The sequence below is a fragment of the Parabacteroides sp. Y3-G-102 genome (assembly GCF_023656845.1).
GTDB classification, from domain to species: domain Bacteria; phylum Bacteroidota; class Bacteroidia; order Bacteroidales; family Tannerellaceae; genus Parabacteroides; species Parabacteroides distasonis.
On record NZ_JAMOKU010000020.1, the window covers coordinates 1 to 16,721 of the forward strand.

12 protein-coding genes are annotated in these 16,721 nt (G+C 43.1%); 7 read left to right on the forward strand and 5 right to left on the reverse strand.

Annotated features, from left to right (window positions below):
* Window positions 1-694: 694 nt before the first annotated feature.
* The 3 genes from NBH16_RS11595 to NBH16_RS11605 form a co-directional block, all read right to left on the reverse strand.
* The gene (locus NBH16_RS11595) at window positions 695-1,291 is read right to left on the reverse strand and encodes a hypothetical protein (protein ID WP_250788579.1); all 597 of its coding nucleotides are present in this window, start codon (window positions 1,289-1,291) and stop codon (window positions 695-697) included.
* Window positions 1,292-1,366: 75 nt separating this feature from the next.
* On the reverse strand, window positions 1,367-1,717 hold the full coding sequence (locus NBH16_RS11600) for a DUF3244 domain-containing protein (RefSeq protein WP_005864139.1): 351 nt from the start codon (window positions 1,715-1,717) through the stop codon (window positions 1,367-1,369).
* A gap of 101 nt (window positions 1,718-1,818) precedes the next feature.
* Complete coding sequence (locus NBH16_RS11605; protein ID WP_250788581.1) at window positions 1,819-3,558, reverse strand: tetratricopeptide repeat protein; 1,740 nt, start codon at window positions 3,556-3,558, stop codon at window positions 1,819-1,821.
* Window positions 3,559-3,769: 211 nt separating this feature from the next.
* Between NBH16_RS11605 and NBH16_RS11610 the strand changes: the two genes are divergently transcribed.
* Window positions 3,770-3,928 (forward strand): hypothetical protein, encoded by a 159-nt coding sequence (locus NBH16_RS11610; RefSeq protein WP_008778786.1) that lies wholly within the window; start codon window positions 3,770-3,772, stop codon window positions 3,926-3,928.
* Window positions 3,929-4,017: 89 nt separating this feature from the next.
* On the opposite strand, the gene NBH16_RS11615 is transcribed toward NBH16_RS11610, so the two are convergent.
* Entirely contained in the window at window positions 4,018-5,646 is a 1,629-nt protein-coding gene (locus tag NBH16_RS11615; protein WP_005860810.1) for a fumarate hydratase, read from the reverse strand.
* A gap of 125 nt (window positions 5,647-5,771) precedes the next feature.
* Here NBH16_RS11615 and NBH16_RS11620 point away from each other — a divergent pair, with 125 nt between their 5' ends.
* From NBH16_RS11620 to NBH16_RS11630, 3 genes are all read left to right on the forward strand, one after another.
* A complete protein-coding gene (locus NBH16_RS11620) occupies window positions 5,772-8,021 on the forward strand; it encodes a trypsin-like peptidase domain-containing protein (RefSeq protein WP_121961141.1) in 2,250 nt (749 codons plus the stop codon).
* 265 nt (window positions 8,022-8,286) lie between these two features.
* The gene (locus tag NBH16_RS11625; protein ID WP_121961142.1) at window positions 8,287-9,978 is read left to right on the forward strand and encodes a tetratricopeptide repeat protein; all 1,692 of its coding nucleotides are present in this window, start codon (window positions 8,287-8,289) and stop codon (window positions 9,976-9,978) included.
* Between the two features lie 209 nt (window positions 9,979-10,187).
* Window positions 10,188-11,942: an LruC domain-containing protein gene (locus NBH16_RS11630; RefSeq protein ID WP_250788583.1), complete on the forward strand. Its 1,755-nt coding sequence runs from the start codon at window positions 10,188-10,190 to the stop codon at window positions 11,940-11,942.
* A 102-nt stretch (window positions 11,943-12,044) separates the two neighbouring features.
* On the opposite strand, the gene typA is transcribed toward NBH16_RS11630, so the two are convergent.
* A complete protein-coding gene (gene typA, locus NBH16_RS11635; RefSeq protein ID WP_005864133.1) occupies window positions 12,045-13,841 on the reverse strand; it encodes a translational GTPase TypA in 1,797 nt (598 codons plus the stop codon).
* 170 nt (window positions 13,842-14,011) lie between these two features.
* Here typA and rpsO point away from each other — a divergent pair, with 170 nt between their 5' ends.
* The 3 genes from rpsO to NBH16_RS11650 all read left to right on the forward strand — a co-directional run bounded on the left by rpsO (window position 14,012) and on the right by NBH16_RS11650 (window position 16,684).
* The gene (gene rpsO / locus NBH16_RS11640; protein WP_250788585.1) at window positions 14,012-14,281 is read left to right on the forward strand and encodes a 30S ribosomal protein S15; all 270 of its coding nucleotides are present in this window, start codon (window positions 14,012-14,014) and stop codon (window positions 14,279-14,281) included.
* Between the two features lie 159 nt (window positions 14,282-14,440).
* On the forward strand, window positions 14,441-15,022 hold the full coding sequence (locus NBH16_RS11645; RefSeq protein ID WP_036613898.1) for a helix-turn-helix domain-containing protein: 582 nt from the start codon (window positions 14,441-14,443) through the stop codon (window positions 15,020-15,022).
* A gap of 12 nt (window positions 15,023-15,034) precedes the next feature.
* Window positions 15,035-16,684 (forward strand): AMP-binding protein, encoded by a 1,650-nt coding sequence (locus NBH16_RS11650; RefSeq protein ID WP_005864131.1) that lies wholly within the window; start codon window positions 15,035-15,037, stop codon window positions 16,682-16,684.
* Window positions 16,685-16,721 lie beyond the last annotated feature (37 nt).

Sequence of the window (16,721 nt, forward strand, 5' to 3'; positions counted from 1 at the left end):
GTGTCTATGTTATCAGTATGAAGTTAAAAGAAGTGACTACTATATCAGTATTACTTTATAACTACTGTCTACTGATTACGTTTATAAACAAAAAAAGTGTCTAGATAAATCAGGAAAAGACATGATTAATTGATATTTATAGTTTTTCTTAGTATAAAACAAAAGTTTTCCGCTATGGAAACATTTGTTTCCTCATGAGGAAACCTTAGTTTTGTGCTTACGAAACTTTAGTTTTCCCTAGGAGAAACTGTTTGCTCTTGTATGTTAATCTATTATCATGTATCTCTAATCTGAACGCACAAGTATTTAAATTAGAAAACGGCTTAGCTTTTTCGAAATTACAAACAAAAGGAGTCAAAGGTGCAAATATAGATTTATACCCCCATAAGTTAACGACTTATCAAATATCATTAGATATCGAGTATTTACAAACAAAACATTTCTATTTATCAAGTTCCATTGGTTACCTTGAAAAAGGAGGCAAATATACAGACATTGTAAATCAATCCATGAGTGAGAGACATATCAATCAGTATATAACAATACAAAACAAAGAAATTCTCAACATCCTCATCACTAATTTTTATGTTATTACTAAAATTACCGGATAGCAAACCTAGTACAGACTAAACAAACGACCATAAACCTTATATCCAGGCCATGATCATCGTTTAGCCTGCACAAACAGTAACGTTTAATAAATATAAGCGTAATTCCAAACCAAAGCATTCAAACTGGGATCCCATCGATTCCACTGACGCCCCAGCATATCATATTTAACTTGATATGCAGCCGTTTTCATATAGAATCTATTACCTGTTTGACCATCTACCACACAACCTCGCAGTCCCCCACCAATTGAGTTCGGATCAAATCCACATTTTGGAGACTCTTTAGTTACTCCCAGGGTTCCGTCCGGAAGGGTCACCATTTTTCTAACAATATAGATATCACAAAAGTAATAACCAGTAGGAATATTTGTAGGTGATTTGTTGATAAGAACTTTTTTATTTTCTTCCACTAAGAATGTGTTATCATATCCTGTCACACTAAAAGTCTCACTCGTAGCCTTAGTCTCAATTAATGGGGATTGTTCTGATTCCATAAATTCACCCATAAGTTCAATAAACTGATTCCACGTAATTGCACCATTAGCTTCCGCACATTTCCTCAAATCTTCTTCACTCATGTTATCATAGTCAAGACCATCTCCTACGATAACCTCTTCTTGGTTAGAACAAGAAGACACAAAAAACAAAAACAAACATGATAAAATTAGAATCTTTTTCATACAAAAAACTATTTATAAATTAAACATTGAATAATCAAAGAAATTAAATATTACAAATCATCCTCACATTCAATTTTAGAAAAGAATAAAAAACTCTTCATAGATGTTGTCTCCTTCTACTCTTATTAAATAAGGTTTAAATAAAAGACCTTGCATGGAAATACAATAGCTCTGAGAAGTAGAAAGAGGTACAGACTCTTCATATACGAGCATCCCACTATCATCAACAATTTGTATAAACACATTGTCTAATGGCTTCATAAAATAGAACATGATTCCATCATTTACAATCTTCACTTCTACCGGATTAGGAGAAATAGAGCGCTCCTCTTCCTCATCACGCTCATTCTTATGCTCTCTTCCAGCCACCGTATGTGTCCATAAGCATACACAACTCAATAAAGTCAAAAATAAAAATCTTTTCATCCCATTCATTTTTTGACTGCAAAAGTATCCGATAAGGTTGGATTCGGGGCTAAAACACTGTTCGCTTTTTGTTCGCTTTTTGTTCGCAGAGTTGTATAAGGCTAAAGACCAGCGATTAATTCATCCAGTTCATTCGGGGTTCCATCCTCTCCCTTTATTTTTTTATAAAGCCGTTTACGGGATGAGGATACGGAGGGTTTGGAGCGACCCAAGATTTTTGCCATATCAGTTACCTTGACTGATATCTTTATCAAGTAACAAATCCGGAGTTCTATCAATGACATTCCCGAATATAACTGATATAGACGATTCGTAAAATTATTGTATGTCTTATCTAACTCCTTCCGTAAAGCATTCCAATCTTCTTCCCTGATTATCTGATCTGCCTCATTCGTGGAATGGAATTTCATATAGATATCCGAATGCCTTAAATCCGACTCTAACAAATCACGCTCGGTACGCCGCAACTGTATTTGTTCATTGGTCACTTGCAAAAGTTCTTTTCGCACATGAAGCAATGAATTTGTATCTTCATGGTCTTTAGATAGTAAGGTTCCCAATTCATTCAATTTCACGTTATTCGCTTCTACATATTGAAAACTTCTCTCATATTGTTCTTGCTTTTCCCGCTGAAGCGCCTCAAACTGCCTAGCCAACCGCTCTTTCTGCCGTTTCAGTCTATATATAAACAATAAGGTTATCGAAAGCCCCAATCCGAACAAGGATAATATCCGGTAAATACGAATCTGCATCCGGTCATTCTCGCCCTTTAGCCGTAAATTCTCAGTTTCCCGCTTTTGATAATTATATAAAGAGGTCATTTTACGGATTTCCTCCGAATCGGTTATCTTGCGGATGGAATCTTGCACTTGCTGGCCAAGACGGACATAGCGAATAGCCTCCCGATAATTCAACCGACGCTCATACAAAAACGACAAGTACTCATAAATAGCGTCTCTAACATATAAATCAGGACTATCCAAGCATCTCCTTAAATAGTAGTCGGCAGAGTCCAATCTTCCCACCTCTAAATAAATATGTCCCAATGTAGAATAAGTGGGGTACATATTCCGGCCTACGGAATCTTTTAATGATTCAAACAAACATTCCAATGCCTTATCATACATTCCCAATTCCCGGTAAAGATCACCCTGCTCAGTCAATATACCGGAATATCGATGTCTATTTCCTGTTTCATTCGCTATAATTGCCGCTTTTTGAAAATAGAGAAGCGCACTGTCATTCTTATCGACCATATCATATACCCGGGCAATATCTCTCAGCACAAGAGACAAACTAGTACTATCTCCTTTCAGTAATTTATACTCAGCCGCTTTCTCATACATACGGATCGCCTCTTCATATACATTCTGATAATCATAAAGCATCCCCATCTGCGAATAGACATTGGACAATAATCGGTACTTTCTCGTATCTTCCGCCACATCCAATGCCTTTTGGAAATACTTCAACGCTTCCGGAGCATCGTTCAGATCCCGGTAGACACGTCCCATATAGTAATAAGACTCCAGTAATTTATCCCGATCGCCATATACCTCATAAAAAGCGGTGATTCGCTTGATCAGGGAATCGGAAGTATGCCGGACATACATCTTATCATTGACCTTCAAGTCGAGCAAGTCATAATACATACGCTGTTCCTCATCAAAGGACGAAAGGCTATCCCGCAATCGATCCAACAAAGGGGGGGCTTCCTCCGGATTTGTATCCGCAAGGGATTCGATCTGCAACAGGGTAGCGGGATAAGGCTTCCCCCGATGATCGCAAGCATAAAAAGCCGAGATCAAGACCGACATCAAGAGGATGTATATACGAGGCATTGGAAATCTGTTTTATCACTTAAACGCAACAAAGGTAAAAAATTAAAGTGTAATAGTTTCATTGATATTTATACAAACTTTTGAAAACCAATACGCAAAGTACGCTACGACCGGATACTTACAGGTTTTGCTTTCTACTCTTAACAGATCTGGGTACTTTTTGCTATCTATCTTAAACAAATCGTATATTTCTCATTCAATCAATCAGCGTATGGATAGCCTATTTATTAAACAAGAACGATTACTGGCACAAACGAGCACCCGTATCATAAGAATAGCGGATCTCCCCGATTCCTTCATCTTGGCTGACAATATGGAGTTCGCCTCTGGCAAGAAACTACCGTTGTGGATCGTGGGATTAACCTATTAAAAAAACACGTACGACTTTTTTTTAAAAAAAAAGCGGTATCCAGCTTGCCGCCGGATACCGCTTTTCATTTATCTTTACCGATCAAAGAATCAGCAACGAGGCTTGATCTGCTTGAAGAAGTCATTACCCTTGTTATCTACCAAGATAAACGCGGGGAAGTTCTCTACCTCGATCTTCCAGATCGCTTCCATACCCAATTCCGGATATTCCACGCACTCGATGCTCTTGATATTGTTCTGAGCCAAGATAGCCGCAGGGCCACCGATAGATCCTAGGTAGAAACCGCCGTGATTCTTACAAGCGTCCGTAACTTGCTGGCTACGGTTACCCTTCGCCAACATGATCATGCTACCGCCATGGCTCTGGAACAAGTCAACGTATGAGTCCATACGACCCGCCGTCGTCGGGCCCATCGAGCCACAAGCCATACCTGCCGGAGTCTTAGCCGGGCCCGCGTAATAAATAGGATGATCCTTGATGTATTGGGGAAGATCCTCGCCACGATCCAGACGCTCCTTCAACTTAGCGTGAGCGATATCACGGCCCACGATGATCGTTCCGTTCAATGACAAACGAGTAGATACCGGATATTTATCCAATTCCTTCAAGATATCTGCCATCGGTTGGTTCAAGTTGATCTTGACAGCGTCGCCCTCACCCGCTTGACGAAGTTCCTCCGGAATCAATTCGCCGGGATGGCTATCCAACTTCTCGATCCAGATACCTTCCTTATTGATCTTACATTTAATATTACGGTCCGCGGAGCAGCTTACACCCAAACCTACCGGGCAAGAAGCGCCGTGGCGAGGCAAACGGATGATACGGACATCGTGAGCCAAATATTTACCGCCGAATTGAGCGCCCAAGCCAATATTCTGAGCGGCGGCCAATACCTCTTTCTCCAACTCCACGTCGCGGAAAGCACGGCCACCCTCGCTACCGGTCGTAGGCAAGCTATCGTAGAAACGAGTAGAAGCCAACTTCACCGTCAATAAATTCTTCTCAGCGGAAGTACCGCCAATCACGATCGCGATATGATACGGAGGACAAGCGGCCGTACCCAACGTCTTGATCTTCTCTACGAGGAAGGGAACCAATGTACCCGGATTCAAGATCGCTTTTGTCTCTTGGTATAAATAAGTCTTATTGGCGGAACCACCTCCCTTTGTCACGCAAAGGAACTCATACTCCATGCCTTCCGTAGCCTCGATATCGATCTGGGCCGGCAAGTTACATTTCGTATTTACCTCATCGTACATATTCAGCGGAGCGTTCTGGGAGTAACGAAGGTTCTCTTCCGTGTAGGTCTTGTAAACACCTAAAGAAAGCGCTTCCTCATCGCAGTAACCGGTCCAGACCTGCTGGCCCTTCTCGCCGTGGATAATAGCCGTACCGGTATCTTGGCAGAAAGGAAGTACGCCTTTAGCCGCTACCTCGGCGTTGCGAAGGAATGTCAAGGCCACGTACTTATCGTTGTCCGTAGCTTCCGGATCGCTTAGGATCTTAGCGACCTGCTCGTTGTGAGAACGGCGAAGCATGAATGATACGTCGCGGAAAGCGGCGTTAGCCATAGCGGTCAAACCTTCTTTAGCGACTTTCAAGATCGGTTTTCCTTCAAACTCAGAAACGGAAACATAATCTTTTGTAAGCAAATAATACTCTGTTGTGTCCGGTCCCTTTTGGAACATCGGCTCGTAGTGAAACGGAGGTGTTGCCATATCTTTAGAATTTAATTATATATTGGTTTTATTTAAGTTTGTCCGTACTTTTCGATTGGCAAACTTAGCGAAAAAACTTGATATATAGATCATGGGGTAAAGAAATATAGCTATATTTGCCCGATATGAAAAAGTTGACCTCTTTATACATTGTATTCCTGCTAACGATGCTCGGTTTTCAAGGAAATCTGAAAGCGCAGGTTAGCCACGGAGGCCGCCCGCTTCCGCTATCGCTCATGCGAAGTACAAACGGACAGATGTTTAAAGAAATGCCTCCGTTCGACGTCCAAGAGGAATTGCGTATCGACTCGCTGAATGAGAGCGACCTAAGAAGCGGTTTCCGTTTTGCCTATAAATTCATAACGGATTACAATCGGTACAACTCGGGCGTAACTTTCACCGGGCCGGATGGGACACGTGTATGGAGACTCGGGATCTACTCGCCCGGGGCCCTTTCCATCAACGTGCTCTTCTCGGAATATGAACTGCCCGAAGGCGCCCAGCTCTTCCTATATAATGAGGACCAGACACAGATATTAGGCTCGTTCAATCACCTAAACAACTCGGAGTTAAACCTATTGCCGGTCTCTCCTATCCAAGGGGATCGCCTGATCATAGAATATCAAGAACCGGCCAACGCCTCTTTTCAAGGAAGACTGACCGTCGGGGAAGTCAACCATGGCTACCGGAGCTTGCGGGGGTTAGAACCGGGAGACAACACCTCACTGATCGGTAAAATCCCACCGTTAGCTTGCTATCAAGATGGGACAAACGATTACGCCCAATGGGGGCAAAGCGTCGTTCTCCTGATCATAGACGGAAGTGTAGGGTGCACGGGCACCCTGATAAATAATACGGACAATGACGGAAAGCCTTATCTACTCACCGCCTCCCATTGTCTGAACAAGCAATTCACGATGAAAAACCCCGATTATGAGAAAATAGCCGGAAGCATCGTCTGCTTTTTCAACTTCAACAGTCCTTTCTGCGACCCGATCCTAAGAGGAACGGAAGAGATGTCTACCGCATCCACTTACTTCAAGGCGGTTAATGAAATGGCAGACATGGCCTTGTTGGAACTTACCGCCACACCTCCGGTTTATTACAGGCCTTATTACGCGGGCTGGAACGCACAAGAGGTAGGACCTGCCCCCTATACGTGCATCCAACATCCCCAATACTCGGTAAAGCGAATCAGTATATCCGATGAGGATCTGGCTCCCTTTACCTTGACAGATCCAAACATGATTTTTTACGAGAACGCTCATTTACATGTCAAGACTTGGGAAGTAGGTTATACGGCCAGCGGTTCCTCCGGATCTCCTTTATTCAATGCCGACGGAGAGATTATCGGAGCGTTATCCGGCGGGCAGTCCAGTGAGAATAGTCCGAAGAATGATTACTTCTTCTCTTTGAAGAAACCCTGGGACGCGATCGATACCCCCGAGAGACAGCTCAAATATTGGCTAAACCCGTCCGATGACGAGACCAAGGTTTGCGAGGGACTTGATCCGTATAAATCAACCCCTTGTTTCCGGTTGAGCAACATCTATGACTCCGGTAATCAAGAAAACGCCGAATGTACGCTCTATCCCGGGTCTGAAAAAGCGTATTTGTTCGGGAACAACCCCGCCAATATCACTGAATACGCGGAAGCTTACCAAGTAGCCGAAGCGGGTACCTTATACGGAACTTATTTCGTAACACCGCCTGCCGGAGCGAATTACAAACAAATGGAAGTGGAAGTTACCGTTTACAGCGGTGACTCTAAGCCCTCTACATTATTATATACGGAAACATTCCAACCCACCTACAGCAATAAATCGATATTGGACGATACGTTTATTGAGACCGCTAAATCCCTAAATCGGTCACAGGAAAGTTATATCCATTTCTCCAAGCCCGTGAACGTTAGCGGAAAGTTCTACATCGGCTATAAGCTCAAGAGCGTCCCGGAGAACACGTATTTCTCCGCTTACAATTTGCCCAAAGGCAAAACGACCCGGAATACGGCTTGGGTTCATGATAAAAACGGCTGGAGACAAGCTACCGAATATACGCAAGCAGGTTTTAGCACCTCCTTGTTTATCGATCCCGTCATTCAATACGGTAACCCCGTCAGCAACGAAAAGCTCGAGGCGAACGAGCAGGTACTCATTCATCTCGGTCCGGAGAAAGGCATGGTACACCTTGTTTTGCCGGATGGAATAGAGAAAGCGACTTATACATTGCACTCGGCACAAGGAAAAGTGTCGGAAAACGGAGAGATCACGGACAGGCAAGCTACACTCCATTTCCTAAAATTAACATCTGGAGTCTACTTTCTAACCGTGCACTATGGCGAGGAGCATTATACACAAAAGATTATATTTTAATCAAAAAATATACAATAAGAGTTCTGGGAAACCATCCATTGAAAAGAATGGCAAGAGGTACACAGCCATATTTTTTCAATAATTCTACCCATATTTTATGTATAAAACAAGCCTAGGATTCATTAATAAGTATTAATTAAAAAGATTTTATCGCTTCTTTGCTATCCATAACAAAAAAATACTTTAGTTTTGCACGATAATGGCTAAGGGATAATTTGGAAGTGAATATATTAACATAGTAACATTTTAAACTTACATCAAGATTATGAACAAAAAGTTTTTATTGCCATTCTTCGTATTGGCAGCCATTTTAACTCTTTCTTCTTGTTCAAACAAGTTGAAACCGTTGGCAGAACAGTACATTAAAGCAGAGCCGCAGCCGCTAGAGGCTATCGGAGGCAAAGTTCCTGTAACGATCAATGCGACTTTCCCCGCTAAATGGTTCAACAAGAAAGCTGTTGTAACTGTAACTCCGGTATTGCGTTACCAGGGTGGCGAAGCTTGGGGCACTTCTTACACTTACCAAGGTGAGAAAGTAAAAGGTAACAACCAAGTAATCCCTCAAAAAGAAGGCGCTAACGTAACTATGAAGTCTTCTTTCACTTACAAACCCGAGATGAAAAAATCAGAATTGTATTTGACTTTCGACGCGAAGATCAAAAACAAGACTGTTAAATTGCCGGACGTAAAGATCGGTGAAGGCGTTATCGCTACTTCCGAATTGGCAGACGCAGCTACTGCTACAGCAGCTATCGCAGCTGATAAATTCCAACGTATTATCAAAGAGGCTCATGACGCTAACATCATGTTCTTGATCCAACAAGCTAACCTTCGCGCTAAAGAATTGAATTCTGACGCTATCAAAGAATGGAAAGATCTTGTTAAGAACGCTGACGAGGCTCCGAACCAGAATGTAGCTATCGAGATCAGCGCTTACGCTTCTCCTGATGGTGGTTTCAAATTGAACAACACGTTGGCTGAGAATCGTGAAGGAAACACTACGAAATATTTGAACAAGGAATTGAAGAAGATGAAGGTTGACGCTCCGGTTGACGCTCGTTACACAGCTCAAGACTGGGAAGGCTTCAAGGAATTAGTTTCTGCTTCTAACTTGCAAGATAAAGACTTAGTATTGCGTGTGATCTCTATGTACCAAGATCCTGAGACAAGAGAGAAAGAAATCAAGAATATCTCCGCTGTTTACTCTGACTTGGCTGAGACTATCCTTCCGCAATTACGTCGTTCTCGTTTGACTGCTAACATCGAGATCATCGGTAAGTCTGACGACGAGATCAGCGCTTTGGCGAAGAGCAATCCTTCTGAGTTGAATATCGAGGAAATCCTTTACGCCGCTACATTGACTAACAACGACGGTGAGAAGATGGCTATCTATACAAAAGCTTCTGAATTGTATCCTAACTGCTACCGTACTTGGAACAACATCGGTATGATGGCATTCAAGGCTGGTGATTTGGCTAAGGCTGAGCAAATGTTCAACAAGTCTAACTCTGTTAAGAATAACGCTTCCGCTAACATGAACTTAGGTTTGATCGCATTAACGAAGGGTGACCAAGCTAAGGCTCAACAATTGTTCGGTAACGCTGCCGGCGTAAACGAATTGAGCGAGGCTCTTGGTGTTCTTTATTTAGAGCAAGGTGAATATGCTAAGGCTGTTAACTCTTTCGGTTCTGTTAAGACTAACAACGCTGCTTTGGCTCAGATCTTGGTTAAGGATTACAGCAAGGCTTCTCAGACTTTGAACGGTGTCGCTAATCCTGACGCTGTAACTTCTTATTTGAAGGCTGTTGTTGCCGCTCGTACGAACGACGCTAACGGTGTTATCAACAACTTGAAGGCTGCTATCGCCGCTGATAAGAACATGGCTAAGGAAGCTGCTATCGACTTAGAGTTCGCTAAATACGCGACTAACTCTGACTTCGCAGCTTTAGTAAAATAATTAGAAAATATTCTTTCTAAATAAGAAAAAGACCTCATCCTTTTGGATGGGGTCTTTTTTTATATCCCACCATCCAATCCTACATTTGATAAAAGCGTAACAGCTTGAAATAAATATTGATTATCAATGATTTTTCATGAAATAAATTCGTAGATTTGCAAAATCTAATAAAGTTGTTGTAAATATTAATCAAATAGGGTAAAGAAATTATGAGATCACAAATCTGGAAACAAATGGTGTGGGTATTTTGTCTGCTCTTTCTAATGGGATCATGCGTTAAACATGACATTTTTCAAGGAGAAGACCCCACGGTAGATCCGAAAGAACCTACCAAAGAAGAAGAAGATTACATAGACCAGTTCGAGAATTTCGAGAACATACAGGTTAACATATCTTCTCAGCATGAAGGGACCCTATATTCTATTTATTATGAATATCCTTATGAGGAAGGCTCTTTAGTCAAAGATCCTTATTTAATTGGTAAAACTCCGATCCATATGGCTCTGGAAGTACCTACACACGTAAAGAAACTCTATATCCTAAGAGGGGATGGGGAACTTATCGAGAGTGATGTAAAGGACATCACGATCGGCAGCGATACCAAAAGTAGTTTACGGGCTACAAATGCGATCAGTGATGAAGTCCTTCATCTGATCAATAACAAATACTTTCCCGAAAAGGCATACAATGTAAAAAGCGAGGATTTATATAGATGCTCTGATCTAAAAATCACGGAAACCGTTTTTACCAGCAACTTTAAGAAAGCGGATATTTGGTTGACTTATATAAGCAACGGAGGTATGTCCAAAGGCAACAGTAATATGCATGGTAAAATTTGGTTCTATACATATCCCTCCGAGAAGATGGAGAATCTCACTTTAGACGACTGCACCTTCTATGGAAAGACTAATGGCACCATCCAAGTCATTGACTTCAAGATGATCAACCAAGGCGAGAATTATATCTTTTACTCCAAAGAGGAACAGCCAAAGGCTAAGACAGGAGAATATACCCGAATCCCCCTAGGAAGATTCGACAAGGGGCTCAACGTCGGCTTCGTATATCGAGGCACAGACCGTCCACAGTTCTCCACTCCGGCATTAAATGGGCCGGATAACAATAAAGTACCAGATAATGGGACATTCTCCCATAATTATGTAGGCCATACCTTAAAATATGGTAATTCCTCTTTCAAAATAGAGAAAAACGTAGCAAACGGCTTCATTCACCACATTCAAGAAGGTGATTTTGAAGGAAATGTACTGGGAATGGAAAATCGCTGCCCAAACTATAGGGCCTATGATGGAGACTACAACGATATGCTTTGTCTAATCGAAAGTAATCCCGTTGCCATCGAGCCGGCAGAGCCGGTAACCCCTCCCGTCATAGAATCGCAAACGAACAAGAAAGGGTTCCTCTTGTTCGAAGATAATTATCCAAACCAAGGCGATTTCGATTTCAATGACGCTGTCATATATTATAGCATCACAGCATATACCGATAAGAGTACCGCAGATGTTTATGCTCAGTTACTGGCTAAAGGCTGTACATTCCACAACCAATTTGGATTTAAGGACGCCAATGGACTAACTCCCTTTTTCTCCGATGTCAATGGATATGTCAATGTGAGAAAATTCGACAAGGAACCGGAAAGTGGGATTACAAAGACATTAACATATAGCTCAACTCAACTGATCATGCCTTACATTGATAACGGGAAGGGACCGGTAAGTAAAAACGTAAAGAATACGGATCTATACCCATATGTGTTGGATATCCCTTATTCGGAAAATAAACCTTTCCATTGGTGTATAGAGAATAAGAGTATTGACAATGCCTATAATTTTGATCAGGATTACCGCAAAGCGCACGGAGATTGGTATGAGACTCCTAAAGATGAATCGCTTGTAATAAAATTCACGACTTCGGATGAAGAGAAGAAAGATCCGGAAAATAAAGAATGAAGTTACGCGAACCCATTGAAGGATCTCTAAAATCCTATAACACATAAAAACGGCGGCCTTTTTAAAAGGTCGCCGTTTTTTATATTTATTCAATAGAAGAATTTATCTACCTTGGCGCTTGCGCTCTGTCTCATCCAAGATGATCTTACGCATACGCATATTATTCGGGGTGATCTCTACGTACTCATCGCCCTTGATGTACTCAAGCGCATCCTCTAGGCTGAATACGATAGGAGGAGCCAAGGAAACCTTGTCGTCCGAACCAGAGGCACGCATATTCGTCAACTTCTTGGATTTGGTGACATTTACCACCAAGTCATTGTCTTTGGTATGCTCTCCGACCACCTGTCCAGCGTAAACCTCCTCGCCCGGGGCGATGAAGAAACGTCCGCGGGATTGCAAGTTATTCAGGGCATAAGCGAAAGCCTGACCTGTCTCCATAGCGATAATCGAACCATTCATACGTCGTTCAATATCACCCTTCCACGGTTGATATTCCAAGAAACGGTGTGCCATGATAGCCTCACCGGCAGAGGCGGTCAATACAGCGTTGTTCAAACCGATAATACCACGGGAAGGAATCGTGAACTCCAAGTGCATACGACCATTCTTGCTTTCCATCATGGTCATCTCGCCCTTACGTTTCGTTACCATATCGATAATACGGCTAGAGCATTCCTCCGGAAGATTCACCGTCAATTGCTCTACCGGCTCGCACTTCTCACCATCGATCTCCTTGATGATAACCTGAGGCTGACCTACCTGCAACTCGTATCCCTCACGACGCATCGTCTCGATCAATACAGACAAGTGAAGCACACCACGACCATATACCAACCAAGAATCAGCGGAATCAGTAGGAACTACGCGTAAAGCCAAGTTCTTATCCAATTCTTTCTGCAAACGGTCAAAAATATGACGGGAAGTAACAAACTTACCATCCTTACCAAAGAACGGAGAATTGTTGATCGTGAAAAGCATAGACATCGTAGGCTCGTCGATAGCGATCGTTGGCAATGGCTCCGGCTCGTTCACGTCGGCGATTGTCTCACCGATCTCGAAACCATCGATACCGATAATAGCGCAAATATCCCCGGACTGCACGGAATCAACTTTCGTACGTCCCAAGCCCTCAAATACATCCACTTCCTTGATCCTCGATTTCACCATACTACCATCACGCTTACAAAGCATGACATCTTGGCCCTCTTTCAACTCGCCACGGTGTACACGTCCTACGGCGATACGACCTACATACTTAGAATAATCCAAAGAAGTAATCAACATCTGCGGAGTACCCTCCAACATCTTTGGTTCGGGGATATACTTGATGATCGCATCAAGCACAGCCGTGATATCCTCTTTCGGCTCCTTCCAATCCTCGGACATCCAGCCCTGCTTGGCGGAACCATAAATAGTAGGGAAGTCAAGCTGCTCCTCGGTAGCATCCAGACTAAACATCAAGTCGAATACCATTTCCTGCACTTCCGACGGGCGGCAATTCGGCTTATCCACCTTATTAATTACCACGATCGGCTTCAAACCCAGTTGAATCGCTTTTTGTAAAACAAAACGAGTCTGCGGCATAGGCCCCTCAAAGGCGTCTACCAATAGCAAACAACCATCCGCCATATTCAAGACACGTTCCACCTCGCCACCAAAGTCGGCGTGGCCCGGAGTGTCAATAATATTGATCTTATATCCCTTATAATTGATAGACACGTTCTTGGCAAGAATCGTGATACCTCGTTCCCGTTCCAGATCATTGTTATCCATGAACTGATCCGGTTCTGCCTGTCCTTCACGGAAAAGCTTACCGGCTAATAACATCTTATCCACGAGCGTCGTTTTGCCGTGGTCTACGTGCGCGATAATCGCAATGTTTCTGATCTTTTGCATTGAAGACTAATTTATTGGCTGCAAAAATACGATATTTTTACGATATATATATGACATTCATGCTTCAAAACACAAAAAAGATAGTAGAATCTATTGCAAATCAAAAAGGAATGTCTACCTTTGCGACCGCTTAGATAACATAGTATTAATTTATTAAAGTAAAAAGAATCATGTATTTAGATTCAGCGAAGAAAAAAGAATTATTTGAAAAGTATGGCAAATCAGCAACTAACACAGGTTCTGCTGAGAGCCAAATCGCATTGTTCACATTCCGTATCTCTCACTTGACAGAGCACTTGAAAGTGAATCACAATGATTACGCTACGGAAAGATCATTGAAGATGTTGGTAGGTAAACGTCGTCGTTTATTGGACTATCTGATCAAGACTGACATCGAGAGATACCGCGCTATCATCAAAGAACTCGGTATCAGAAAGTAAGAAAAAGCTTACTCGAAAATATTAAAAAGGGCAATCCCAATCGGGAATTGCCCTTTTTATTTGCCTTAATCCTAGATATAATAAAATATTAATGTAAATTTGCGCCGTTTAGTATCAAATTATCAAACATTACAGGACTATAAATAACAAATCATACACATGGGAAACAACAAAATTATAGGCGCGAAAATCAAAAATATCCGGGAATCGAAACAACTCTCTATCGAGGAGGTAGCCGAACGCTCCGGGTTAGGTATCGAACAGATAGAACGTATCGAGGGTAACTTGGATTTTCCATCTTTGGCCCCTCTTATCAAAATAGCACGGGTATTAGGGGTACGTTTGGGTACATTCTTGGATGACCAAGCGGAGCTAGGCCCGGTCGTATGCCGCAAAAAGGATAGCGAGGCCGATGGTATCGGGTTCACGAACAATGCGACACAAGGGCACAAGCATATGGATTACCACTCGCTCTCGCAAGATAAGTCCGGCCGCCATATGGAGCCCTTCTTGATCGAGATCGCTCCCTCCGAGGAAGGCGAGGATTTCATTCTGTCCACGCATGAGGGAGAAGAGTTTATCTACGTATTGAGTGGCGTCGTAGAGATTAATTACGGAAAAAACACCTATATCCTAGAGGAAGGCGATAGCATCTATTATGATTCTATCGTGGCGCATCATGTACATGCGGCAGCCGACAACAGGGCTCGAATCTTAGGAGTTGTCTATACACCTTATTAAATCCGGCGTTTTATGGAATTACATAACAGAACCCTTGGCCAATGGCTGGAACATTGGGCCGAGAATACACCGGATAAGGAGTATATCGTTTATTCAGACCGTGACTTACGTTTCACTTGGAGCGAATTCAACAAGCGTGTGGACGACATGGCGAAAGGTATGTTGGCGATCGGTATCACCCATGGCACACATGTCGGCGTATGGGCGACGAACGTACCGGATTGGTTGACATTCCTATATGCAGGCGCGAAGATCGGTGCCGTATTGGTCACGATCAATACGAACTATAAACAAAGCGAGCTGGAATACCTAGTAGAGAACGCCGATATCCATACGATGTGTATCACTGACGGCGTGTTTGATGGAAGTTACGTGGACATGGTCTATACCATGTTGCCGGAATTGAAGACCTCTCAACGGGGGTATTTGAAAAGCGAGCGTTTCCCACGCTTGAGAAATGTAGTCTATATCGGACAGGAGAAATACAGGGGTATGTACAATACGCCCGAGATGTTGCTCCTCGGACAAAATATAAAGGATGAGACCTTAGAGGCAGCCAAAGCGAGAGTAAATTGCCACGACGTTGTCAATATGCAATATACTTCCGGTACGACCGGCTTCCCGAAAGGGGTCATGTTGACTCACTACAACATCGCCAACAACGGTTTCTTGACGGGTGAGCATATGAAATTCACCGCCGACGATAAGCTTTGTTGCTGCGTACCTCTCTTTCATTGCTTTGGCGTGGTATTAGCTTCCATGAACGTATTGACGCATGGATGTACGCAAGTGATGGTCGAGAAATTCGATCCGCTATTGGTATTAGCTTCTATACATAAAGAGCGTTGCACGGCCGTGTACGGCGTGCCTACCATGTTCATTGCCGAGCTGAACCACCCGATGTTCGAGATGTTCGACCTCACGTCGTTACGTACCGGTATTATGGCAGGTTCTCTTTGCCCGGTTGAATTGATGAAAACCGTGGACGAGAAGATGCATATGCGTGTAACCAGCGTGTATGGATTGACAGAGACCTCACCGGGTATGACCCACTCCCGTATCGAAGATCCGGCCGAGGTGCGTTATAATACCGTAGGCCATGAGTTCGAATTTACCGAGGTACGGGTTATCGATCCGGAGACCGGCGAGGAATGTCCCGTTGGCGTACAAGGCGAGATGTGTAACCGCGGTTATAATAACATGAAAGGTTACTATAAAAACGAAGCCGCTACCAATGAAGCGATCGACAAGGATGGCTTCCTGCATTCCGGCGACTTGGGCGTTCGTGATGAGAATGGAAACTTCCGTATCACCGGCCGTATCAAGGATATGATTATCCGTGGAGGCGAGAATATCTATCCACGTGAGCTGGAGGAGTTCCTCTATCATTTCCCCGGCGTGAAAGACGTGCAAGTAGCCGCTGTTCCTTCCAAGAAATATGGAGAGGAAGTGGGTGCCTTTATCATCCTTCACGATGGTGTGACGGCTACGGAGGAAGAGGTGAAAGACTTCTGCCGCGGAAAGATCGCCCGGCATAAGATCCCGAAATACATCTTCTTCGTCGATACCTTCCCGATGACCGGAAGCGGAAAGATACAGAAGTTCAAGTTGAAAGACCTCGGGCTGAAACTATTGCAAGAGCAAGGTATCACGCCGGCCTGACGATTTAGTGGACAGCTAACAGTTGACAGTTACTTTA

Bases quoted from the DNA above. Each gene is read 5' to 3' on its own strand.
- NBH16_RS11645 (WP_036613898.1), top strand. From the start codon at position 14,441: ATGGGAAACAACAAAATTATAGGCGCGAAAATCAAAAATATCCGGGAA.
- NBH16_RS11600 (WP_005864139.1), bottom strand. From the start codon at position 1,717: ATGAAAAGATTTTTATTTTTGACTTTATTGAGTTGTGTATGCTTATGG.
- NBH16_RS11610 (WP_008778786.1), top strand. From the start codon at position 3,770: ATGGATAGCCTATTTATTAAACAAGAACGATTACTGGCACAAACGAGC.
- NBH16_RS11620 (WP_121961141.1), top strand. From the start codon at position 5,772: ATGAAAAAGTTGACCTCTTTATACATTGTATTCCTGCTAACGATGCTC.
- NBH16_RS11605 (WP_250788581.1), bottom strand. From the start codon at position 3,558: ATGCCTCGTATATACATCCTCTTGATGTCGGTCTTGATCTCGGCTTTT.
- NBH16_RS11625 (WP_121961142.1), top strand. From the start codon at position 8,287: ATGAACAAAAAGTTTTTATTGCCATTCTTCGTATTGGCAGCCATTTTA.
- NBH16_RS11595 (WP_250788579.1), bottom strand. From the start codon at position 1,291: ATGAAAAAGATTCTAATTTTATCATGTTTGTTTTTGTTTTTTGTGTCT.
- rpsO (WP_250788585.1), top strand. From the start codon at position 14,012: ATGTATTTAGATTCAGCGAAGAAAAAAGAATTATTTGAAAAGTATGGC.
- typA (WP_005864133.1), bottom strand. From the start codon at position 13,841: ATGCAAAAGATCAGAAACATTGCGATTATCGCGCACGTAGACCACGGC.
- NBH16_RS11650 (WP_005864131.1), top strand. From the start codon at position 15,035: ATGGAATTACATAACAGAACCCTTGGCCAATGGCTGGAACATTGGGCC.
- NBH16_RS11615 (WP_005860810.1), bottom strand. From the start codon at position 5,646: ATGGCAACACCTCCGTTTCACTACGAGCCGATGTTCCAAAAGGGACCG.
- NBH16_RS11630 (WP_250788583.1), top strand. From the start codon at position 10,188: ATGAGATCACAAATCTGGAAACAAATGGTGTGGGTATTTTGTCTGCTC.